This is a genomic window from Kribbella sp. NPDC048837, assembly GCF_055586945.1.
The window spans coordinates 284735-307793 of the sequence record NZ_JBVJHF010000004.1 but is presented as its reverse complement, the minus strand read 5'-3'; the positions used below and the strand labels follow the sequence as shown (position 1 = coordinate 307793).

Annotated in this window: 18 protein-coding genes; 9 read left to right on the top strand and 9 right to left on the bottom strand. The window is 68.6% G+C overall.

Annotation, left to right across the window (positions count from 1 at the left end; genetic code table 11):
* Positions 1-45 precede the first annotated feature (45 nt).
* Positions 46-1518, top strand: a complete 1473-nt coding sequence (locus tag ACZ6O0_RS21545; protein WP_465766731.1) for an NCS2 family permease — start codon at positions 46-48, stop codon at positions 1516-1518.
* Here ACZ6O0_RS21545 and ACZ6O0_RS21540 read toward each other — a convergent pair.
* Positions 1479-2579 carry a hypothetical protein gene (locus tag ACZ6O0_RS21540; protein WP_465766730.1) on the bottom strand — a complete coding sequence of 367 codons (1101 nt, stop codon included), beginning with the start codon at positions 2577-2579 and terminating at the stop codon, positions 1479-1481. The genes ACZ6O0_RS21545 and ACZ6O0_RS21540 overlap by 40 nt on opposite strands.
* A 108-nt stretch (positions 2580-2687) precedes the next feature.
* On the opposite strand from ACZ6O0_RS21540, the gene ACZ6O0_RS21535 reads away from it, so the two are divergent.
* Together ACZ6O0_RS21535 and ACZ6O0_RS21530 are read left to right on the top strand one after the other, a co-directional pair.
* Positions 2688-3137, top strand: a complete 450-nt coding sequence (locus tag ACZ6O0_RS21535) for a MarR family winged helix-turn-helix transcriptional regulator (protein ID WP_465766729.1) — start codon at positions 2688-2690, stop codon at positions 3135-3137.
* Positions 3134-4492: an MFS transporter gene (locus ACZ6O0_RS21530; RefSeq protein WP_465766728.1), complete on the top strand. Its 1359-nt coding sequence runs from the start codon at positions 3134-3136 to the stop codon at positions 4490-4492. The genes ACZ6O0_RS21535 and ACZ6O0_RS21530 overlap by 4 nt, the downstream gene beginning before the upstream one ends.
* Here ACZ6O0_RS21530 and ACZ6O0_RS21525 read toward each other — a convergent pair.
* Positions 4489-5199 (bottom strand): DUF4429 domain-containing protein, encoded by a 711-nt coding sequence (locus tag ACZ6O0_RS21525; RefSeq protein ID WP_465766727.1) that lies wholly within the window; start codon positions 5197-5199, stop codon positions 4489-4491. The two genes, ACZ6O0_RS21530 and ACZ6O0_RS21525, sit on opposite strands and share 4 nt — an antisense overlap.
* A gap of 137 nt (positions 5200-5336) precedes the next feature.
* Between ACZ6O0_RS21525 and ACZ6O0_RS21520 the strand changes: the two genes are divergently transcribed.
* Complete coding sequence (locus tag ACZ6O0_RS21520) at positions 5337-6740, top strand: mycothione reductase (protein ID WP_465766726.1); 1404 nt, start codon at positions 5337-5339, stop codon at positions 6738-6740.
* On the opposite strand, the gene ACZ6O0_RS21515 is transcribed toward ACZ6O0_RS21520, so the two are convergent.
* Positions 6723-8168 carry an LLM class flavin-dependent oxidoreductase gene (locus tag ACZ6O0_RS21515; protein WP_465766725.1) on the bottom strand — a complete coding sequence of 482 codons (1446 nt, stop codon included), beginning with the start codon at positions 8166-8168 and terminating at the stop codon, positions 6723-6725. The two genes, ACZ6O0_RS21520 and ACZ6O0_RS21515, sit on opposite strands and share 18 nt — an antisense overlap.
* Positions 8169-8203: 35 nt before the next feature.
* Here ACZ6O0_RS21515 and thpR point away from each other — a divergent pair, with 35 nt between their 5' ends.
* Genes thpR through efeB form a run of 4 tightly spaced genes read left to right on the top strand, consistent with a single transcriptional unit; the run spans position 8204 to position 12114 of the window.
* The gene (gene thpR / locus ACZ6O0_RS21510) at positions 8204-8767 is read left to right on the top strand and encodes an RNA 2',3'-cyclic phosphodiesterase (RefSeq protein WP_465766724.1); all 564 of its coding nucleotides are present in this window, start codon (positions 8204-8206) and stop codon (positions 8765-8767) included.
* A 45-nt stretch (positions 8768-8812) separates the two neighbouring features.
* Positions 8813-9661 carry an iron uptake transporter permease EfeU gene (gene efeU / locus ACZ6O0_RS21505; RefSeq protein ID WP_465766723.1) on the top strand — a complete coding sequence of 283 codons (849 nt, stop codon included), beginning with the start codon at positions 8813-8815 and terminating at the stop codon, positions 9659-9661.
* Positions 9662-9688: 27 nt separating this feature from the next.
* Positions 9689-10831 (top strand): iron uptake system protein EfeO, encoded by a 1143-nt coding sequence (gene efeO / locus ACZ6O0_RS21500; protein WP_465766722.1) that lies wholly within the window; start codon positions 9689-9691, stop codon positions 10829-10831.
* Positions 10828-12114 carry an iron uptake transporter deferrochelatase/peroxidase subunit gene (efeB, locus tag ACZ6O0_RS21495; protein WP_465766721.1) on the top strand — a complete coding sequence of 429 codons (1287 nt, stop codon included), beginning with the start codon at positions 10828-10830 and terminating at the stop codon, positions 12112-12114. Before efeO ends, efeB begins: the two co-directional genes overlap by 4 nt.
* Positions 12115-12168: 54 nt before the next feature.
* Here efeB and ACZ6O0_RS21490 read toward each other — a convergent pair whose 3' ends face one another.
* From ACZ6O0_RS21490 to ACZ6O0_RS21470, 5 genes are all read right to left on the bottom strand, one after another.
* Positions 12169-13263, bottom strand: coding sequence for a ScyD/ScyE family protein (locus ACZ6O0_RS21490; RefSeq protein WP_465766720.1), 1095 nt, complete (start codon positions 13261-13263; stop codon positions 12169-12171).
* An 83-nt stretch (positions 13264-13346) separates the two neighbouring features.
* Entirely contained in the window at positions 13347-14186 is an 840-nt protein-coding gene (locus ACZ6O0_RS21485) for a carbohydrate ABC transporter permease (protein ID WP_465766719.1), read from the bottom strand.
* Positions 14179-15159, bottom strand: a complete 981-nt coding sequence (locus ACZ6O0_RS21480; protein WP_465766718.1) for a carbohydrate ABC transporter permease — start codon at positions 15157-15159, stop codon at positions 14179-14181. The genes ACZ6O0_RS21485 and ACZ6O0_RS21480 overlap by 8 nt, the downstream gene beginning before the upstream one ends.
* Positions 15160-15250: 91 nt before the next feature.
* Positions 15251-16573 carry an ABC transporter substrate-binding protein gene (locus tag ACZ6O0_RS21475; protein ID WP_465766717.1) on the bottom strand — a complete coding sequence of 441 codons (1323 nt, stop codon included), beginning with the start codon at positions 16571-16573 and terminating at the stop codon, positions 15251-15253.
* A gap of 322 nt (positions 16574-16895) precedes the next feature.
* Positions 16896-17981: a LacI family DNA-binding transcriptional regulator gene (locus tag ACZ6O0_RS21470; RefSeq protein WP_465766716.1), complete on the bottom strand. Its 1086-nt coding sequence runs from the start codon at positions 17979-17981 to the stop codon at positions 16896-16898.
* Positions 17982-18067: 86 nt separating this feature from the next.
* On the opposite strand from ACZ6O0_RS21470, the gene ACZ6O0_RS21465 reads away from it, so the two are divergent.
* Complete coding sequence (locus ACZ6O0_RS21465; protein ID WP_465766715.1) at positions 18068-19942, top strand: acyltransferase; 1875 nt, start codon at positions 18068-18070, stop codon at positions 19940-19942.
* Positions 19943-20553: 611 nt separating this feature from the next.
* Here ACZ6O0_RS21465 and ACZ6O0_RS21460 read toward each other — a convergent pair.
* Complete coding sequence (locus ACZ6O0_RS21460; protein WP_465766714.1) at positions 20554-23058, bottom strand: hypothetical protein; 2505 nt, start codon at positions 23056-23058, stop codon at positions 20554-20556.
* Between the last annotated feature and the right edge of the window lies 1 nt (position 23059).

The window sequence follows — 23059 nt, the reverse complement described above, 5'->3', positions numbered from 1 at the left end:
GGTTAGTGCTCGCAACCAGCCGGGAGGACCTGGCACGATGCGGTCATGAGCTCGCCCCAGGCCACGACGGCCCGCTCCGGATCGACCGTTCTCGACTCGTTCTTCAAGATCAGTGACCGTGGATCCACCGTCAGCCGGGAGATCCGTGGTGGGCTGGTGACGTTCTTCACGATGGCCTACATCGTCGTGCTGAACCCTCTCATCATCGGCACCGTCAAGGACGGCACCGGCCAGTTCGTCGGTGGCGGCACCGACCCGGCCGCGTCGATCGCGAAGGTCGCGGTCGCAACCGCGCTGGTGGCCGGGGTGGTCACGATCCTGATGGGCGTGGTCGCGAACTTCCCGCTCGCGCTGGCGACCGGCCTCGGCCTGAACGCGTTCATAGCGTTCTCGGTCGCGACCAAGATGACCTGGGCCGACGCGATGGGTCTGGTGGTGCTGGAGGGCCTGATCATCCTGGTCCTGGTGCTGACCGGGTTCCGCAAGGCGGTCTTCGAGGCGGTGCCGCTGCAGCTGAAGATCGCGATCAGTGTGGGCATCGGCCTGTTCATCGCGTTCATCGGCTTCGTCGACGCGGGCTTCGTCCGGCGTCCGGCCGCGCCCGGCGGCCCGCCGGTGGAGCTCGGTGTCGGCGGCAACCTTCACGGCTGGCCGGTGCTGGTGTTCGTGGTCGGCCTGTTCCTGATCGTCACGCTGTACGCGCGGAAGGTGAAAGGCGCGATCCTGATCGGCATCCTGGCCTCCACCGTGCTGGCGATCCTCATCGAGGCGATCGCGAACATCGGCGCCCGGACCGCGGACAACCCCGGCGGCTGGGGCCTGAGCGTGCCGAAGCTGCCGGACGACTGGTTCACCAAGCCGAACCTGGACACGATCGGCGAGTTCAGCCTGTTCGGCTCGTTCGAGCGGATCGGCGTGGTGTCGGCGCTGCTGCTGGTCTTCACGCTGATGCTGGCCGACTTCTTCGACACGATGGGCACTATGACCGCGATCGGTGCCGAGGCGGGCCTGCTCGACAAGGACGGCAACCCGCCGAACGCGCAGCGCATCCTGATCGTCGACTCGGTCGCGGCCGCCGCCGGTGGTGCCGCGTCGGTCTCGAGCAACACGTCGTACATCGAGTCGGCGTCGGGTGTCGGTGAAGGGGCCCGGACCGGGCTGGCGAGTGTGGTGACCGGGATCTGCTTCCTGATCTCGATGGTGGTCGCGCCGCTGGTCACGCTGGTGCCGTACGAGGCGGCGACGCCGGCGCTGATCCTGGTCGGGTTCCTGATGATGACGCAGGTGAAGGGGATCGACTTCGACGATCTCGAGGTCGCGTTCCCGGCGTTCCTGACGATCATCCTGATGCCGTTCACGTACTCGATCTCGGCCGGGATCGGCGCCGGCTTCGTGGCGTACGTCGTCCTGAAGACCGTCCGCGGCAAGTCCCGCCAGATCCACCCGCTGATGTGGGTGGTGGCGGCCCTGTTCGTGGTCTACTTCGCGATCGGCCCGCTCAGCGACTGGCTCACCTGACGAAGCTCGAGGTACGCCGCTCTGGCGGTGAAGAGATCACGCAGTTCCGCACTGACGTTGTCCAGGAACTCGGTCCGGTACGTCGAATCGGTGAGCAGCGCGATCGAGTAGTACAGCCCGGTGAAGTTGGCGATGCCGACGGCAACCTTCACCAGTGACGCGCTGATCAGGAGCTGGTGGTCCTGCAGCGTGATGTCGTACGACCAGGCCCCGGGCTCGACACCCCACTGCTCGTAGATGTGCTCGCTGATCGCGAGCATGCCGAAGGCAACGAAGAACAGCCCGACACCGGCGCTCACCACGAGCACCTGCATCCATTGCCGGATCACCAGGCTGATGCTGAGGTTGAGGCGCTGGATCCGGCGCAGCGGCGGCCCGGACCCGGCGTCGCGCTCGATCTCGTCCACCTCGCGGGGCAGCCGGATCAGTAGGAACAGCGTGCTCAGCACCGTGAACGCGATGATCGCGAAGACGATGAACGCGACCGGCATGCCAGCGAACACCTGCCACATCTCGGTGTTCACGAACAGCACCAGTGAGAACACCAGCAGCAACGGCAGCGCCCGGACCAGGCTGGCGACCGAGTTGGCCAGCTCGCCGGCCAGCCGGCGCAGACCCCAGTACGTCGTCGCGATCAGGCCGTACCCGACGACGACGTACACGGCGCCGAGCAGCAGGAGGTTGCCGAAGGCAATCCCGAGGAACTGCCGGACCTGGCCCTGGGTGACCAGCGGGAACAGCGCCGGAACCAGCACGAAGACCGCCAGCTCGGGGATGCCGAACCGGGTCGGGAGCGACCAGAACGGCCGGCCCCGCAGCTTGTTCAGCGCCCCGAAGGCGCCGACCAGCACGATCAGGGCGGCCACCGCGGCCAGCAGGTTCTGCCACCAGGTCCAGTCCAGCGAGGTCGCGCCGATCATCTCGGCCAGGAATACCAGCACGAGCAGTGGTGTGGCCCGGGTGAAGATGTCGTGCGTCGGCGAGAAGTCCTCGATGAACAACGGCAGGCCCGCCCGCCGGAACCGCTGCTCGTAGCGCTCGAGCTCAGCACTCGTCCCCATGGCGGCGACCCTAGTCGGCCGGGGCCGGGCGCGGCCAGCCACCGACCGGGAATACCACGGACCGGTTACTCGTTTTCGTTAGCAAAGGTAATGAGTTAAGGTAACGATATGCCCGAAGTCGTAGCACAGCAGGTGAAGAGTGACGTCGGGCTGGCGAGTGCCCTGAGGTCGTCCACCTTGCGGTTGTCCCGGCAGATCCGGCGGCAGCGCGAGCCGGGTCACGACCTCACCGCCAACCAGCTCAGCGTGCTCGGCGCGTTGTCCAAGCACGCGGCCATGACGATCGGCGAGCTGGCCGCCCACGAGCAGGTCAAGCCGCCGTCGATGACGCGGATCGTGACCGCGATGGAGGAGGCGGGCCTGGTGGTCCGCCGCCCGCACCCGACCGACAAGCGCCAGATCATGGTCGAGCTGACCCCGCACGCGGACGAGCTGATCCTGGCCAACCGCCGGCGCCGCGACGAGTGGCTGCAGACGAAACTCAAGGCACTGACTCCCGAGGAGCGCGACATCCTGCGCAAAGCAGCCCCTGTTCTCGAACGCCTGGCGGCCCAGTGAGCCCCACCTTCCGCGCGTTCAAGGTCCGTAACTTCCGTCTCTACGCTTCCGGTGCGATCGTCTCGAACGTCGGCACCTGGATGCAGCGCGTCGCCCAGGACTGGCTGGTCCTCGAGCTGACGCATTCCGGTACGGCGCTCGGCATCGTCACCGGACTCCAGTTCCTGCCGGCCCTCCTGTTCGGCCCGTACGCCGGCCTGGTCGCCGACCGCTTCCCGAAGCGGCAGGTGCTGACCTGCACCCAGATCGCGATGGCCACCGTCGCCCTGGTTCTCGGTGGTCTGACGATCGCCGGAGTGGTCCAGCCCTGGCACGTCTACCTGCTGGCCCTGCTGTTCGGCCTCGGCACCGCCTTCGACGCCCCGACCCGGCAGGCCTTCGTGGTCGAGATGGTCGGTCGCGAAGAGCTCTCCAACGCGGTCGGTCTGAACTCGGCGTCCTTCAACGCGGCCCGCTTGCTCGGTCCGGCGCTGGCCGGTCTGCTGATCAACTGGATCGGCACCGGCCCGGTGATCCTGATCAACGGGTTCACCTACGCCGCCGTGATCCTGTCGCTGCGGCTGATGCGCGTCTCCGAGCTGCACACCCCCAAGCCCGCGGCCCGCGACAAGGGCATGATCCGCGACGGCATGCGCTACCTGTGGCGCCGGCCGGACCTGATGATGGTGATGGTCGCGGTGTTCTTCGCGGGCACCTTCGGCCTGAACTTCCAGTTGACCTCGGCGCTGATGGCGACCCAGGCGTTCCACAAGGGCGCGGGGGAGTACGGCATCCTCGGCTCGGTGCTCGCGATCGGCTCGCTGGCCGGTGCGCTGCTGGCGGCCCGGCGGGTCCGGATCCGCAGCCGGCTGGTGATCGGCGCGGCCCTGGCGTTCGGTGTGTTCGAGATCGTCAGCGCCGTGATGCCGACGTACCTGACCTTCGCGGTGGTCCTGCCGCTGGTCGGGCTGGCCTCGCTGACCATGCTGACCTCGGCGAACGCGACCATGCAGCTGAGCATCGACCCGACCATGCGCGGCCGGGTGATGGCGCTCTACATGACGGTCCTGATGGGCGGTACGCCGATCGGGTCGCCGTTCATCGGCTGGGTCGGCCAGGAGTTCGGCCCCCGGTACTCGCTGATCGTCGGCGGTGGCATGACCGTGCTCGGCACCATCGGATCCGTCCTGTACTTCTCCCGCCGGCGCGGCCTGGCGATCCGGCCGCGGCTGCTGCCGCGCCCGCGCCTCGAGGTGCTCCCGCAGACCGAGCTCCTCGGCGAGAAGGCCGTGGTCGATGCCGCTCCGCACGACGCCGCTCCGCAAGAAGCCGGGAGCAGGCCCGCGGCGAAGGACGTGGGTCCGCAGGTGGCTTAGGGCCGGATCCGGGTCATCAGGCGCGCCGCGAAGAACAGCGCGTCGACGTCGGTCCGGCGTTCGGTCATCATCGCGGCCGGGTCGTGCCGCGGCTTCGGGCGCTCGAGCGGCGTCCGGGCCGTGGTGATCCGGAGGAAGCCGCCGATGCCGAGGCGGCGCTGGTTCGGGGTCCACTCGACGTCGATGATGTCGCCCAGCGGCACCGACCACGGGTTGCCGCCGGCTCGCTTCTTCCGCCGCGCCGTCCGCTTGTACGCGAACACCAGCTGCCCTGTCTCCACCGACACCGTCGCGTCGTGTCCCTCGAGCCGGTCCGGTGCCGTCGGTGGAGCGACCAGCCACCGTACGGCGGGTGTCGCCGGCACATCACGCCGGACGAGCATCGAGCGGATGTCGATCGCCAGTTGCTCCGCGAGCGCCAGATCGGTGACCGGGAAGTCGTACGGCGCGATCAGTGCGTCGAAGTAGCCACCGGAGATCGACTGCAGCGGGTCGGCGTGCTCACGCAACACCAGCCGGAGCAGCGGAGGGTCCGCGCTCACCTCGACGCTTTTCAGGGCCTCGACCGGTACGACCCGCTCACCGAGCCGGGTCCGCAACGAACTGCTCAGCTTGCCGAGCCCCTCGCGCGCTCCGTCGTACCGCACCCGGAGCGTGCCGATCCCGTCCCAGCCGATCGTCCCGTTCGTGCTCTTCAGCTCACCCACCGCCACTCTGCCCATCATCCCCGCTGAGCCGGGTCACCGGCAGAGGGCTTGCACATCACCGCCACAACCCTCCTCCCCTTCCTTCTGCTTTTCTCCCCTCACCGCAGGAAACTTGCACATCACCGCCACAATGGGGTGTGACTCATTACGATCTCGTCATCATCGGGACTGGTTCCGGGAACACGATCGTGAACCACCGGTTCGCCGACTGGAAGGTGGCGATCGTCGAGCGCGGCACGTTCGGCGGCACCTGCCTGAACGTCGGCTGCATCCCGACCAAGATGTTCGTGCACACCGCCGACCTGGCCGCCACGCCGTCGGCGACTTCCCGGTACGGCGTCGACGAGCAGCTGCTCGGCGTCCGCTGGCCGGAGGTCCGGGACCGGATCTTCGGCCGGATCGACCCGATCGCCGCCAGTGGGTCGGAGTACCGGCACCACCACCCCGACAACGCCAACGTCACCGTGTACGACGGCACCGGCCGGTTCACCGGCGTCAAGGAGCTGACCGTCGACAACAAGGACGGGACGACGAGCGTGTTCAGCGCGGACCGGTTCGTGCTGGCCGCCGGCAGCCGGCCGATCGTGCCGTCCATCCCCGGTCTCGAGGACGTCGGCTACCACACCTCGAACACGATCATGCGGCTCGAGCAGCTCCCGCGCCGGCTCGGCATCATCGGCAGCGGTTTCGTGGCCGCGGAGTTCGCCCACGTGTTCTCGTCGTACGGCGCCGACGTCACGCTGATCGCGCGCTCGAAGCTGCTGCTGCGGCACGAGGACGCGGACGTGGCCGAGCGCTTCACCGAGATCGCCCGCGGCAAGTACGACGTCCGCCTCAACCACGAGACGATCCACGTCGCGCGGCAGGCCGACGGGTCGATCCTGATCAAGACGCTGGACCCGGACGGCGCCGACGAGATCGTCGTCGACGAGCTCCTGGTCGCCGTCGGCCGGACGCCGAACTCCGACGTACTCAACCTGGACGCGACCGGCGTCGAGGTCGATCGCGAGGGCCGCGTGGTGGTCGACGAGTACCAGCAGACCACGGTCGACGGTATCTACGCGCTCGGGGACGTGACCACTCCGCACCAGTTGAAGCACGTCGCGAACCACGAGGCCCGGGTGGTGAAGCACAACCTGCTCAACCCCACCGACCGGGTCAAGGCCGACCACCGGTTCGTCCCGCACGCCGTCTTCAGCTCACCGCAGATCGCCGCGGTCGGCCTCACCGAGCAGGAGGCCCGCGACCGCGGAATCCCTTATGTGGTTGGCGTCGAGCAGTACGGCGACATCGCGTACGGCTGGGCGATGGAGGACACCACCGGCTTCGCCAAGATCCTGGCCGACCCGACGACCGCGCAGATCATCGGCTGCCACATCATCGGACCGCAGGCGTCCGCGGTGATCCAGCCCGTCATCCAGGCGATGAGCTTCGGCCTCGACGCCTACTCGATGGCCCGCAACCAGTACTGGATCCACCCGGCCCTGTCCGAACTGATCGAGAACGCCCTGCTCAAGATCAAACTAGACCCGGAAGGCTGAGATCACGTCGCCGACCGCGTCCAGGGTGTCGAGGTCGGGGAGGCTGATCATCACCTCGGCGACCCCGGCCTCGGAGAGTTCGCGGAAGCGGCCGATCTGGTCGTCGACCGTGCCCGCGTTGACGGACGCGGCGTACTTGGCCGGGTTCAGGTTGCGCGGGCGCAGACCGTTCACCAATGCCTCGAGCTCGCGAGAATCCTTACCCACAAGAGTTGTGGACAGATGCGTGAGCTCGACCTCTCCGGACACGTAGCCCGCCAGTTTGCGGACCTGAGCGACATCACCGAAGACGTTGACCGCATCGGCGTAGCGGGCGGCAAGGCGCAAGGTCCGCGGACCGCTGCCGCCGACCAGGACCGGCAGGTGCTCCTGCAAAGGTCGCGGATAACAGGTGGTGTCCGGTACGTCGAGCACCTTGCCGTGGAACGGTTTGTTGCCCGGTCCCCAGAGAACCGGCAGCAACTGCAGCGCGTCCTCGAGCAAGGCATAGCGTTCGCCGACCGGTGGGAACGGCCAGCCGTACGCCTTGTGCTCGGCCTCGAACCACGCGAGCCCAACTCCACAAACGGCGCGCCCGCCACTCAGTACATCGAGCGTCGCCGCGATCTTCCCCAGATGAGCGACGTTCCGGTAGGTGATTCCAGAGACCAGGGTCCCCAGCCGCACCCGCGTCGTACACGCGGCCAGGTAGCCCAGCGTCGTCCAGCTCTCCAGGAAGTCGTCCCACGCCCGCCCAACCTGCGGGATCTGCCGGAAGTGATCCATCACGTAGATCGCGTCGAACCCCACCGCCTCAGCCTTGGTAGCCACCTCGCGGATCCACGCCGCCGTCCCGGTCCGGCCGGCCTTGTGCGTGTAGCTGCTCAACTGCAGTCCGAACCGCAAACCCGTCGGCGCCTCCGACTGTCTGGCGGCCGCCGCCCCGGACTCGACGAAGGCCGAGGGTACGACGCGCAGCGCGGTCGGCTGCAGCACATCGTCGTACCCCTCCTCCGGCAACTCCTTCTTCGCCACGTTCCACGAACGCAGCTGCGCGGTGAGCACGTCGGCCGGGATCCGCTTCGATCGTGACCGATTCCGCCGCCGGCACTCGGCGGCCGGAGTGTCGAAACCGACTGCCACACAAGGCATTCCGGCGTCGCGCGCCAGTCCGAGCCATCGCAACCGCCGGTCCCGATCCAGCCCGAGCGTGTCGATGACCGTCGTCAGGCGCCGGCCGATTCGTTGCCGGACCACCTCTTCCAGCAACGCGAACGCGTCCGTACTGGCCGTGATGTCGTCCTCTCCGGCCCCGACGAGCGCCCGCAGCCGATCGCTCGACACGATCAGCTCCGGCCCGAACCGCTCCGCCGCCCACGTCGACTTCCCCGACGCCCCGGGCCCCACCAGCACCACGACACACGGCGACGGCAGCTTCACCTCTTCCATGAATAACGAGTTTCCACCACCGATAGCATTTCGGGATGCGATTGTTCGTGGCCGTGGTGCCACCCATCGAGGTTGTGGAGGATCTGAGCGAGTTCGTGGAGCCGCGGCGGGAGCATCCGGATGACGACATCCGGTGGGCCGCGGACGAGCACTGGCACATCACGCTGGCGTTCCTGGGCGAGGTGCCGGACTGGAAGAGCGACGAACTGGGGGAGCGGCTCGAGCGGGCCGCGAAACGGCAGGCGCCGTTCGAGCTGCAACTGACCGGAGCCGGTGCGTTCCCGGGCGTGCCCGAGGCCCGTGTCCTGTACGCCGGGGTCCGCGACGAGACCGAGTCACTCAAGCACCTGGCGATGACGACCCGGGCGGCCGCGAGCCGCGCCGGCGTCCCGGTGGAGGGACGGAAGTTCACCCCGCATGTCACCCTGGCCCGGTTGCGGCGGCCGGTCGACGCGACCCGGTGGGTCAGGGTCTTCGACACGTACGACGGACCGGTCTGGACCGCTGGAAGCCTGCAACTGATCGAGTCCCGGCTCGGTGAGGGGCCGGGACACAGTGCGGCGTACGCCACAGTGGGCGAATATGACTTCTTAGGTTAACCTCAGGAAGGTTAGCCGTACCTAAAGTCATGAGAGAGTCCCGCCATGCTCGCGAACTACCTGATCGGACTCCGCGAAGGACTCGAGGCCTCGCTGGTGGTCAGCATCCTCGCCACCTTCCTGGTCAAGTCCGGGCATCGTGATCGGCTCAAACTGGTCTGGATCGGAGTCGGCGCGGCGCTGGCCGTGGCGGCCGCCGCATGGGGGCTGCTGCAGTTCGTCACCGCGCTGACCGCCCGCTCCTTCACCGCCCAGGAGACCATCGGCGGGGTGATGTCGATCCTCGCGGTCGGCTTCGTCACCTGGATGATCTTCTGGATGCGCAAGGCGTCGCGCAGCATCGCCAGGGAGCTGCGCGAGCGGATGGGCCAGGCGCTCGAGATCGGTTCCCGGGCGGTCGTCATCCTGGCCTTCCTGGCGGTGTTCCGGGAGAGCATCGAGACCGCGTTCATCGTGTACGCGTCGGCCGCCACCGCGACCACCGCCGTACCGTTCGTCGGCGTCCTGCTCGGCCTGGCCACCTCGGTGCTGCTCGGCGTCGCGATCTACCGGGGCGCGGTCAGGATCAACCTGGCCGTGTTCTTCAAGTGGACCGGCGCGGTGCTGATCCTGGTCGCGGCCGGCATCTTCGCCTACGGCTTCCACGACCTGCAGGAGGCCAACATCATCCCCGGCCTGCAGAACCTCGCCTTCGACATCTCGCACGTCATTCCGCCGGACAGCTGGTACGGCGTGCTGCTCAAGGGCATCTTCAACTTCAACCCGGCGCCGACCGTCGTCGAGGCGACCGCCTGGGTCGTCTATCTCGTCCCCGTGATGGTGCTCTACTTCCGCCCGGTCAAGACCACCACGCCACCCGCCGTCCCGGCCAAGACCGCCGAAGAAGCGGCCTGATCCACCCCTCACCCGTCCAGGAGAATCATGCTCACGTCCACGGTCCGCCGGGTCTCGGTACTCGGTGTAGTCCTCGGCCTCGCCACGCTGACGGCCTGCGCCGACGACAAGCCGGCCGCATCGGCCGACGACGGCACCGGCCCGGTCACCGTCAAGGCGACCGACTCCGACTGTTCGCTCAGCCGCCGCGACGTCAAGTCGGGCACCAGCACCTTCTCCGTCTCCAACGGCGGCAGCAAGGTCACCGAGTTCTACGTGTACGCCGAGGGCGACCGGGTGATGGGTGAGGTCGAGAACATCGGCCCCGGCCTGAAGCGCGACCTGATCGTGGAGCTGCCGACCGGCAAGTACCAGGCGGTCTGCAAGCCGGGCATGGTCGGCGACGGCATCCGCGGCGACCTCACCGTCACCGGTGACGCGCCGGCGCAGGTCGACGAGGACACCCTGCTCAAGCAGGCCACCGAGAGCTACCAGCGGTACGTGAACTCGCAGGCCGTCGCGCTGGAGCAGAAGACCACCGAGTTCGTCACCGCGGTCAAGGCCGGCGACGTGGCCAAGGCCAAGGAGCTCTTCCCGGTCTCGCGCACGTACTGGGAGCGGATCGAGCCGGTCGCGGAGTCGTTCGGCGACCTCGACCCGAAGATCGACGCCCGGGTCAACGACGTCGAGCCCGGCACCGAGTGGACCGGGTACCACCGGATCGAGCAGGCGCTCTGGGTCTCCAACACCACCAAGGGCATGGAGAAGTACGCCGACCAGCTGCTGGTCGACGTGAAGACGGTGGTGGCGAAGGCCAAGGTCGTCAAGCTCAACCCGCTGCAGCTCGCGAACGGTGCGAAGGAACTGCTGGACGAGGTCGCGACCGGCAAGATCACCGGTGAGGAGGACCGCTACTCGCACACCGACCTGTGGGACTTCCAGGCCAACGTCGAGGGCTCGCAGGCCGCGATCCAGGCGCTGCGGCCGGCCCTGCAGGCGCGCGACGCCGCGCTCGTCGCCGCGCTGGACGCCAACTTCAAGGCGGTCTTCGCGGCGGTCGACAAGTACCGCGTCGGTGACGGCTTCAAGCCGTACGTGGTCAGCGAGACGGAGAAGAAGCAGCTCAGCCAGGTCGTCGACGGGCTGGCCGAGCCGGTCAGCCAGGTTGCCGGAGTGATTGCGAAGAAATGACCGACAACACAGCTACTCCTGACCCGACGCAGCCGCCGGCCCGGCGGGGCCTGTCTCGCCGCGGCCTGTTCGGCGCGGCCGGAGCCGCCGTCGCGACCGGCGTCGCGGGCTATGCCGCCCACTCGGTGTTGTCCAGTGAGCCGTCGCAGGCCGCGGACAACACAGGCCCGGTCGAGTTCCACGGACCGCACCAGGCCGGGATCGTCACCGCGGTCCAGGACCGGTTGCACTTCGCGGCGTTCGACGTCACCACGACGAAGCGGGACGACCTGATCGCCCTGCTGAAGGAGTGGACCGCCGCGGCCGCGCTGCTCACCGCCGGCCGCGACATCGGTCAGTACGGCGCGGTGAACGGACCGGGCGAGGCCCCGCCGGAGGACACCGGCGAGGCGGTCGGTCTGCCGCCGGCCCGGCTGACCGTGACGGTCGGGTTCGGCCCGTCGCTGTTCGACAAGCGGTTCGGACTGGCTGCGAAGCGCCCGAAGGCCTTGGTCGACCTGCCGCACTTCATCGGCGACGACCTGGACCCGTCACGGTCCGGCGGCGACATCGCCGTACAGGCCTGCTCGGACGACCCCCAGGTCGCGGTGCACGCGATCCGCAACCTGGCCCGGATCGGCTTCGGCCGGGTCGCGGTCCGCTACTCCCAGCTCGGCTTCGGCCGGACGTCGTCGACGTCGCGGGCGCAGACCACGCCGCGGAACCTGTTCGGCTTCAAGGACGGCACGAACAACCTGAAGCTCGAGGAAGCGGACAAGCTCGAGCAGCAGGTCTGGGTGCAGCCCGAGGACGGCTCGGACTGGATGACCGGCGGCTCCTACCTGGTGTCGCGGCGGATCCGGATGAACATCGAGATCTGGGACCGGACGTCGCTCGGCGAGCAGGAGACGATCATCGGCCGGGGCAAGGGCACCGGCGCACCCCTGGGCAAGGCCGACGAGTTCGACGCGATCGACTTCACCGCGAAGAACTCCGACGGCGAGGTGAAGGTCCCGCTGGACTCGCACGTCCGGCTCGCGCACCCGCAGTTCAACAACGGTGCCGAGCTGCTCCGGCGCGGCTACAACTTCGTCGACGGCTCCGACGGTCTCGGCCGGCTCGACGCCGGGCTGTTCTTCCTTGCGTACCAGCGTGATCCGCGCAAGCAGTTCATCCCGATCCAGAACCAGCTGGCCCGCAGCGACACGATGAACGAGTACATCCACCACGTCGGCTCCGGGGTCTTCGCCTGCCCACCCGGCGTCACCCCCGGCTCCTACTGGGGCGAGAAGCTCTTCGCCTGAGCATGCTCACGAGCCCGGCACCCGACCCGGTGCCGGGCTCGCTGCATGTCTCGGTCAGTGCAGCGGGATCGCGACGACCTGGCCGACGTCGGCGCAGACACCGCAGTTGGAGACGTACGCCTTGCCGTCCCTGATCGCCAGTCCGGTCGGCATCGTCAGGCCCGTACTCGCGATCACCGTCCGCTTGCCGTGCTTGCCGACCCGGATGAGTGCACCTGTCGGGTCACCGGACAGCAGGCCGTTGTGCGCGATCTCCAGGACGTAGAGCGACTTGTCCGGGCCGAAGGCGATGTCGATGATGTTGGTGAATCCACCGGCCACCACCCTGGGCTGTCCGTTCCGCCCGATCCGGTAGACGTTCGCGCCACCGACCGGGAACGGGAAGCCGGTGAGCTGGCCGACGTACAGGGCGCCGTCCGGGCCGCGGGTCACCGTCGTCGGCACCGCCTGCATCGGGATGTCAGGGCCGCCCGGGGCCGGGTTCGGCACCAGCCGCGGCGGGAACACGGCGAGCGTGGAGATCTTTCCGTGCGAGATGCCCAGCAAGGAGTTCCCGCCGGCGTCCGCGACGACCTGACCACTCTTCGTCAGCAGCAGGCCCTGTGGGTTGGTGTCCGGGAGGCCGCCGTCCGGGTTCGCGGACAGCTCGTACGCGCCGATGTCCGCCACGACCTTGAAGGTTCCCTTGGACTTCGCGCGAATCAGCGTCCCGGCGAGCTGTCCGTTCGGCGGCAGCTGGCTCCGCAGACCCGGGTCGTCACCGAGGCCGAGCGTGACGTACAGGTTGCCGGCGCCGTTCAGCCCCACGTCGGACGGTCCGAACACCTCCTCCGTACCTTGCAGCGCAAAGGACGGGAGCCCGGTGAGCACCCGCGTCTGGTGTCCGCGCTTCACCTGGGTGACCGCCCCGGTGGCGCCGTAGCAGATCTGCCCGAGCGGATGCGGGATGCAAGGCCCGGCTCCGCCCACACCCGCCTCAGCGACGTAGAGCGTGCCGTTCGGAGCGAATCCCAGGCCGCGCGGGTTGTCGAGGCCGGACGCGATCACCCGCCACGGAGTGCCTTGTGCGCCTGCCGGGACGACCGGCAGGGCGACAAGACTCACCCCGGTGATCAGTGCTGTGCCAATGACCGTCAAACGTCGGAACATGTCCCCTCCCCGGGTGTTACGACCTCCCCTTCACTCCCGAGTCTGCGCGCGTGCGTCCCGACGGTCCACGGGCTGCGCGACTGCTATTTGACGGCGCCCGCCGTCACACCGGCGACGAAATGGCGCTGGGCCAGGAGGAAACCGATCACGACGGGGATGCTGACGACCAGGGCCGCGGCCATGATCTGGTTCCAATAAATGTTTGTCTGCGTCGAGTACTGGCGCAGTCCGACGGACAGCGTGCGGTTGGCTTCGGTCGTCATCACCGAGGCGAACAGCACCTCGCCCCACGCGGTCATGAACGAGTAGATCGCGACCGCGATCACACCGGGCCGCGCAGCCGGAAGCACCACCCGCCAGAGCGCGCCCAGCGGGCCGCAACCATCCACCAGCGCTGCCTCGTCCAGTTCGCGCGGAATGCTGTCGAAGTACCCGGCCAGCATCCAGATCGAGAACGGCAGGCTGAACGTCAGGTAGGTGATGATCAGCCCGAGCCGGGTCCCGACGAGCTGGATCCCGAACTGGTTGTTGATGTTCACGAAGATCAGGAACAGCGGCAGCAGGAACAGCACGCCCGGGAACATCTGCGTCGACAGCACCGTGGTGGTGAACACCGTCCGGCCCCGGAACCGGAACCGCGACACCGCGAACGCCGCCAGGATCGCGATCGCGACCGAGAACACCGTCGCGACCACCGAGACGATCGTGCTGTTCACGAAGTACCGGGCCAGCGGCACCGTCTTCCACATGTCCACGAACGGGGCGAGCGTCAGGTTCGACGGCCACCAGGTGAACGCGCCCTGCACGTCCTTCAGCGGCTTGAGCGCCGAGGTCGCCATCACGTACAGCGGGATCAGTACGAACGCGCCGAGCACGACCAGCACGACACCGCGGTAGATCTTGAAGCCCTTGGTCTCACCCACGACGGGACCTCCTTCCGGTGACCAGCAGATACGTGCCGGTGACGATCATCAGGAAGATCAGCAGCAGCACGGACATCGCCGCCCCGGTGCCGAAGTTCCAGGTCAGGAACGACGCGTTGTAGATGTGGAACGTGATCAGGTCGCCGGCCGGCGGCTGCGCCGTACCGAACAGCACGTACGGCGTGTTGAAGTCGCTGAACGTCCACAGGAACAGGACCAGCACGAGCACCAGGTTGACCGGCCGCAGCGAGGGCAGCGTGATGTTGCGCCACTGCCGCAGGTTGCCGGCGCCGTCCACCGACGCGGCCTCGTAGATGTCGCGCGGGATGCTCTGCAACCCGGCCATCAGCGTGAGGAACGCGAACGTCCAGAGCTTCCAGGTCGCGACCGTGATCAGCGAGACCAGCGCGTTCCCGCCGATCAGCCAGAACGTGCCGCCGTCGGTGAGGTGCAACTGCTCGAGGACGTGGTTCACCGCGCCGGTGTCGCGCTGGAGCATGAAGTTCCAGGTCAGGATCCCGGCGTACGCCGGCAGTGCGTAAGGCACCAGGAACAACGTGCGGAGCACGCTCCGGCCGCGGAACGGCGGTTGCAGCGCAACCGCCGCGGCCATCCCGAGGGCCCACGACAGGGCCACGGTGATGAGCGAGAAGGCGACGGTGACGCCGAACGACTTCAGCAGCCCTTCACCGACGGCGTTGTTGAAGTCGAGCGCGACCTTGTAGTTCGCGAAGCCGGCCCACGGCGCGGCCGACCAGTTCGCGATGAAGAACTTGGTCAGCTTGACGAAACTCATCCAGATCCCGACGACCATCGGGATGATGTGGATGAACAGTTCGAGCAGCACCGCCGGAGCCAGTAGTGCGTACGGCAGCCACCGGCTCAGGCCGGGCCGGTGTTCGGGACCGCGCTTGGCTTTCGTGGCGGGCTCGGCCGCGGTCGCCGGTGCCGCTTCGGGTGTGGCGACGGACATCCTGGAGGTCGCCTCCCTTCCTTCGATCGAGAGGGTCGGCTGACGTGATCGATGGCCCGGACGCGGGTGCGCCCGGGCCACCTGGACCGCGTCAGCTGCTCGCGGCGACCTGGTCCTCGGCGGTCTTCAGGGCCGCCTTCACGTCATCGGCCGTCACCGTTCCGCCGGTGGCGATCTTGGCGAACATGGCGTTCATCGCCTTGCCGACGGTGCTCTCGAACTGGTCCTCGGCCGGCACCAGCGGCAGCGGCTTGGACTTGGTGTTGTAGACGTCCTGGAAGGTGGCCGCCTCGGCCGCGTCGGTGGTGAACACCGGCTTGGCGTCCTTCAGCACCGGCAGCGAGGAGAACGGCTTGCCCAGCGTGGTCTGGGTGGTCGCGTCCGTCATGTACTTGACGAACTTCAGCGCCGCGTCCTTGTGCTTGGTGTTCTTGAAGATCGACAGGTTGATCCCGGCCACGTGGCTGGCGACCGGGGCGGCCGCACCCTGCGGGGCGGGGAACGGCACGACGCCGTACTCGCCGGCCTTCATGCCGTTGGCGACGATCGAGGAGTCGGCGTTGTTCTGGTTGATCACCATCGCGACCTTCTTCGTCGCGAAGTCGTTCACCGACTTGGTGCCGTTGTCGTACTGCGCGTTGGACGGGTTCGCGACCTTGTCCTTCTGCATCAGGTCGAGGTACCGCAGCACGCCCTGGACGTTGCCGTCACCGGTGAAGGTCGGCTTGCCGTCCTTGTCGAACCAGTCCGCGCCGTTCTGCGCGGCGTTGATGAACGCGAAGTGCACGTTCTCGGTGTAGCTGCCCGCCGCCAGCGCCATGCCCCACTGCTTCTTCGCGGGGTCGGTCAGCTTCTGCGCGTCGGTGACCATCTCTTCCCAGGTCTTCGGCGGCTGCAGGCCGGCCGCGGCGAACATCGCCTTGTTGTAGTACAGGCCGTAGGCCAGACCGTAGAGCGGGACCGAGGTCGGGTCGGTGCCCTCCTTGCCGCCGGTCGCCAGGGCCGTCGGCACGAACTTGTCCTTCCCGCCGATCGCGGTCATCGCGTCGCCGTCGAACGGCAGGAACGCGTCGGTGGCCTGCAGCGAGGCCGCCCAGGTGTTGCCGATGTTGACCACGTCCGGACCCTGACCGGACGTCGTCGCGGTCTGGATCCGGGTCTGCAGGTCGTTCCAGCCGATCACCTCGAGGTTGACCTTGATGCCGGTCTCCTGGGTGAACTTCTGCAGGACCGGGGTCAGCACCTCCTTGTCGTTGTCCAGGCTGGTGCCCTGGTTGCTGGCCCAGTAGGTCAGCGTCTGGTCACCGGAGCTGCCGCCGGAGGAATCGCCCGAGTCGCCGCTGCCTCCGCAGGCGGCCAGGCTGATTCCCAGGGCGGTCGCCGCTGCCGCGGCTACAAGCGAACGCAGTCTCACGTCGGACTCCCTCGTCCCGTCGAGCCCCCGCGGAGCTGCGGAGGCGGATCGGCCCCATAGTGGCCTAACCGGTTAAGTTTCGAAACCCTAACCGGTTCAGTTGGCGGTAGTTCGTTACTGCCTCGTGACTCATCCAACCTCTCGCGGGCCTTTGGTAAGCGCAATCCGACACACTCCGGAATCATCCGATTTCACAGAGTCTTGAACTGGGGCCACCCGAACCGGTTCACCAGCCCTGCGAGGTGATATCCGCTCGCGATGTGGGCTCTCCCCTCCCACACCAGGGGAGAAGGCTGCCTTCGAGGGGGTATCCCCCCCAATGTCAGGCGGGTGCGGGGCCGGAGGAGTCGCGGGGGCGGAGTTCTCCGGCCGGGGCCTGCTCGTGCAGGTCGGTTTCGCCCGCGGCGATGCGGAGCAGGAGGTCGGCGGCGGCGCGGCCGCGTTCCATCGTCTTCTGGTCGACGGCGGTGATCCCGGGGCGGGCCAGCTCGCACAGGGGCGAGTCGTCCCAGGCGACGATCGAGACCTCGCCGGGCACCGCCGTACCGAGGTCCATCGCGACCCGGAGCGCGGCGACCGCCATCAGGTCGTTGCCGAGCACGATCGCGGTCGGCGGGTTCGGCCCGGTCAGGAGTTGGCGGGTGAGTTCCGCGCCGTCGTCGTACCGGTAGCTGCCCTCGATGTGGCGGACCCTGATGCCGTGCCGGTCGGCGTGCTCGCGCAGCATCCGCACCCGCAGCTGCTCGTGGACGAACGTGAACGGCCCGCTGATGTGCGCGATGTCGCGATGGCCGAGCTCGACCAGGTGGTCGAGCAGCAGCGTGACGGTCTCCTCCGGCGAGCTGATCAGCCGGCCGACCGCGTCGTCGGGATCGTTCGAGCTCACCACCACACACGGCACCCCGAGGTCCTTGAGCGTCGGGATCCGCGGGTCGTCGTCGTGCTCGTCGAACAGGATGAACCCGTCGACGCGCCCCTGCCGGGACCAGCGCCGCAGTACGTCGAGATCCTCGCCGTGCTCGCCCGTCAGCCGGAGCAGGAGCGAGGAGTCGACCTCGTTCAGGTACTGCTCGATGCCGACCAGGGTGCGCATGTAGAACGCCTCGGTCGAGATCAGCGCCGGGTCGCGGGCGATCACGATGCCGATCGTCCGGGTTCGGCTGGCCGAGAGTGCGACGGCGGCCGAGTTCGGGTGGAAGCCCAGCTCCTCGGCGAGGTCGAGGACGCGTCGCCGGGTCTCCTCGCTGACGCCGGCCCGGCCGTTCAGGGCGTACGAGACCGAGGCCTTGGAGATGTCCAGACGGCGCGCGAGATCGCTGATCGTGACTCGGTGACTGCGGCGCCCACTGGTGCTCGCCGAACCGTCGTCAGCGCCCTCACCGCCGGCCAGGGACCCGGATGTCGTCATGGTTGCTTGCTACCCCGCACAGACGGGAGATTAGCAGCGGGTGCGTGGGGCTAGCGGGTGCGGCGAGTTTTGGATAGCGTTTTCCCATGACCTCTGAAGAGCCGTTGCGGCTGGATTTCCTGCCCTGGGAGTACGCGCGGAAGGCGTCGGAGGAGGAGCGTGCGCGGCAGGCCGAGCGGCAGGCGAAGCTCGGAGGGTCGGTCGGGCTCGCCGCCGACGTGTACGTCGCGGAGTCGGCCGCCGTGTACTGCGACGAGCTCCGGATGGGGGAGCGCTCGTACATCGCGGCGCACGCGTACGTGACCGGGCAGATCGTGCTCGGGTCCGACTCGACCATCAACCCGTTCACCACCGTCCGCGGCCGGATCACGATCGGCGACGGGGTGCGGATCGGCGCGCACACGTCGCTGCTCGCCTTCAACCACGGCACCGAGCCCGGGGAGCCGATCTTCAAACAACCCCACACCGCGCTCGGCATCACGATCGCCGACGACGTCTGGATCGGCTCCAACGTCACCATCCTCGACGGCGTCACCATCGGCCCCCACACCATCATCGGCGCCGGCGCCATCGTCACCAAAGACATCCCCGCCAACACCATCGCCGCCGGCAATCCCGCGCGCGTACTGCGCTCCCGCGAAGTCGGCGAACCGGCGCCCACCGCCTCCCCGACCTCCGCCGCCCCGGCCGCCTCCTCAGCCACCCCGGCCACCTCCTCCGCAGCCCCGGCCACGTCCTCAGCCATCCCGGCCACCTCCTCCGCAGCCCCGGCCACGTCCTCAGCCACCCCGGCCACCTCCTCCGCAGCCCCGGCCACGTCCTCAGCCACCCCGGCCACCTCCTCCGCAGCCCCGGCCACCTCCTCCGCCGGCTCGGCCGGCGTTAGCCGGCCGGCCGCCGGGGCCGGGCTGCCGGAGCGGTTGACTGCCTTTGCCGCCAAGGCTCGTGATCAGGTCGACGACGTACTCGCGAGGTGCTGGGACGGCGAGCGCTTCGTCGACCGGCCCGGGCTGGATCACGTGCCGGCGGTCCGGCCGTGGTGCGACGCCGTCGAGATCGCCGACCTCCTGCTGCGCCGTACCCCGGCCGGTCACACCCGAGACGACCTCGTCCGCCGCCTCCGCGCCCGTCAGGACCGGGACACCGGACTGGTCTCACCCGGAGACCTCTCCGACGCCGGCCTCGACCTCCCGTCGGACGAGAAACTCGCCGTCCTGGAAGGCCCCGCGAGCTACCACATCCTCTGCGTCGGCTACGCCCTCCAGGTCCTGGACAGCAGCTTCGAGCACCCGATCCGCACCGACTTCACCCCGGACCAGCTCGACAATTTGCCCTGGGCAAGGAATGCCTGGTCGGCCGGTTCCAGCATCGACGGCCTCGGCACCGCCATCGCCCGGAATCTCCACGACCACAAGGAATCCGGCCCGATCGAGACCCTGATGGGCTGGCTCACCATCGCGGCCGACCCGGTCAGCGGCGCCTGGGGCCATCCGCATCCCGACGACGGCTGGCTGCAGGTGGTGAACGGCTTCTACCGGCTGACCCGCGGCACCTACGCCCAGTTCGGCCTGCCGCTGCCCTACCCGGAGCAGGCCGTCACGACGGTCCTTGCCCACAGCAACGACCGCCGGATGTTCAGCGGTGACAACTACAACTCCTGCAACGTCCTCGATGTGATCCACCCGCTCTGGCTCGCCCGCAAGCAGACCAGCCACGGCCTCCAGGACGGCGAGCGCTGGGCAGAGGACCAGCTCACGAGGATCCTCGATCGCTGGGTCGACGGCGCCGGTTTCGCGTTCGCCCCGGACGGCACCGACGATCGCGCGATCCCCGGCCTGCAAGGCACCGAGATGTGGCTGGCCATCATCTGGCTGCTCTCCGACTACCTCGGAACCTCGGACGCCCTCGGCTACCGCCCGCGCGGCGTCCACCGCCCCGAACCGCTGGTCAGCCTGCGCTGAGCCACCCGCCCGCGTCGACCTCCTGGCCAACGCGGCCGGCGTGGTGGTCGAACATCCGCGACGACAACTCCCGCCGACCGGAGACACCGACCTTCTCGAAGATCGCTTGAGGTGGTCCTGCACCGCGTACGGCGAGAGGGGGGAGCCTGCCCTGGACGGCACCGGCACTCCAGCCGAGTGGTGTCGGTGAGGGCAACCAGGAGGCAGCACCGCCGCGGGCGCTCGCGCTGGTCACCAGCACGTTCGACTCGATCACCGGAGCTGATCGGCACGCTGCTCGAGTACGCCCGTCAGCCGTCGCTGATCTCCCGGGTCCAGGTGCGGCACCTCCGGGCTCACTCCGAGGCCGGCCATCCGGGAGTGGCGGCGGCTGATCCGGCGGCGCGGTCGGCCTAGAGCGCACTGCGGGACTGCATCTGCGAGCCGGAGCCCGGCTGCGGGAGATCAAGCAGCGGGCCGATTCACTCGGCGTCCCGGTCGGCAACTACCCCCACTGGTGTGAGCCTCCCGGACGGGGGTCCACTAGCCTGAGCCAGTGGACCCCCGCACCCGTCGACTCGTCACCTCCGTCGTCCTGGCGGCGCTCGTCGCGATCGTGGTGATCGCGGCGATCATCCGCTGACGGTCGCGGATCCCAGGACGACGTACGGCTGGTTGGAGAGGTCGGCGGCCAGTCCGGGGTGGAGCGCTCGCCCGCCGTCCCGGTGCAGCACGCTGAAGAAGTACATCAGCGGGTACGTCGACGCCGTGTAGTCACCGTCGATCGTTCCGGACAGGGTCTGCCCGGACAGTTCCATCGGGACCTGCTGCCAGGACTCTGACTGGTCCACGTGCCGGTAGTGCAGCGTGGCGCCGACAACGGCCGGGTCCACCACGTCCAGCGACAGTGTCACCGGTTCGCCTCGCTCGAAGCTCTCCGGCACGGTGTGGTCCACTCCAGGCGTCGCCGGCCGCGCTGGTGCCGTGGGCAACGCGGCTGCCGATTGCGTGCCGGCCGCCTCCTGCAGCTCCTCGGCGAGAGCTGCCAGGTCGGCGTCCATGTCCGGGATCCGATCCGCCCAGTGGCCGTGCTCGGAGGACTCGATCCCGAACCGCAGGTCCCGCTGGTAGACGCCGTCGACGATGCCCGGGATCTCGGCGTACGCGTCCCGTGCGGCCCGGGCGTGTTGCAGAGCCGACTCCAGCGCACTGACGTCCTTGGTGGTCCGATAGTTCGAGTAGTCGACCGCGGCCCGGAACTTCCCGGCGAAGAACCGGCCCATCCTGACCAGGATCTCCAGGTCGATGATGACCCGCTGCACCTGCGCGTCCGACTGGTCCGCGGTCTCCTGGACGCGTTCGAGGGCCTGCTGTCCGTCGGCCACCAGTTGCTCGATCCACGAGGCCACCTCCAGCGGCGTGTACTTCGCCGAGAGCGTGCCGCCGGCCAGCGCCGCGACGTACTCGTCGATGCCGTAGAAGGTCGTCGGGTCGAACGGGCTGACGCCACCCCAGTTCGCCGGGGCGTCGGTGTCGCCGGCGTAGTGGTCCGAGTGCACCCGCGACGAGATCGGGAGGTTGAGGTACACCTCCGGCCAGTAGCCGTTGTTCGATCCGCCGACACCGTGGACCACGGTCACCAGCGGGAGGATCCGGCTGAGCGGGCTCAGCGCGTCCTCCACGGCCGCCGCAGCCTCGCCGTACGTCGACCGGAGGTGGCGACGCCACGTCTCGGGCTCGGCGTCGGGGTTGTAGAGCAGCCGTCCCCACAACAGGTAGCCGTACCGGTACTTGGTCCACTCCCGGTTGCCCGGCAGCCGGAGGTCGTCGCGGACGTACGGGTCGCGCCCGCCCGGCTCGCCGCTGCCCTTGCGTCCCTTGAAGAACAGGGGTTCGCACAGGTCGACACCACGGGATCCACCGAACGTCGACAACCGCCCGTAGCCGGCGGCGATCGCGGGATCGCCCCACGCGAGGAGCTTCTGCGTCCCCGGCCAGACCCGGAACATCAGGTCGACGGACCGATCCTCGCGCAGGAAGTCGCCGTACCCGTAGCGGGTGAACCGGCGGGAAAACTCGGTGATGCCCTTCATCTCGTGGCCGGCCGGGATCGGCTTGGCCGCCTCCCGGGTCCGGATCGAGGCCTGGTGGTACGGCAGCCCGACGTGCTCGGCCCAGTACTTCGCGGACAGCACCGGTGACAGGTTCGGCAGGTCGACGGCGTCGAGCAGGGCCTGGTCGACGCCCTTGGCGTGCATGTCGATCTCCAGCGGCCGGCCGGCCGAGTTCGCGCCCTCGAAGACCGCCCGCCAGAAGATCTCGTGCTGATGGTCGGCGATGCCGCCCTCGTAGTGCACCCGGAACGTGAGCCCGTCGATGTCGGGACACTCGTCGAGCAGCTTGGCGATACCGGCCTTGCAGTACGCCGCATGGTTGTCCGCGCCGATGCCGGTGATCGGGTAGCGGTGGACCGAGTCCCGGCCGTAGTCGTACGCGTGGTTCCACAGGCCGAGCTGGAACTTCAGTCCCCGGCGCTTGCTCTCGGCGGCGATGAAGCGCAGCGTCTCCAGGTTGCGCTTCTGCTCCTCCGCTCCGACTCCCTCGGCCCGCACGTCGTAGCCGTCCACGTCGAACAGGAACGGATACGCGAAGCACAGGTAGTTGTCGGTGGCACCGTGCCGGTCGGCGCCGTAGTTGTACTGCATGCCGAGCGCGAGGTGAAACCGGTTGAACCGGGACGCGGCCAGCCAGGTCAGGTAGTCGGTCCAGAACTGCTGGTCGTGGAACCAGGACGTGTCCTCGTCCACGCTGGAGAACGACCGCACCACGCCGCGGACCGGGACGGCCGGCTGCTCGGCGAAGGGCGTCGTACCGGCGAGGTCCTGGCCGGCCGCGACCCGGTCGGCGAGCTCGAGGAGCCCGCACCGGAGGCCGATCTCATCGTTGCTGACGACAACGATCTCGTCACCGTCGCGGAGGACGGCGTACGACTCGGGTACGGCGGGTAGGTCCGCGGCGGGAACCTCGTCCGGGGTGGCCAGCCGGATCACCGGCGGATCGGTGATCCCCTTCGCTGCCAGGGCTTGGACGAGTTGCTCCGTCGCCCAGGTGGCGACGCGGCCGGTGGTCTCAGACATG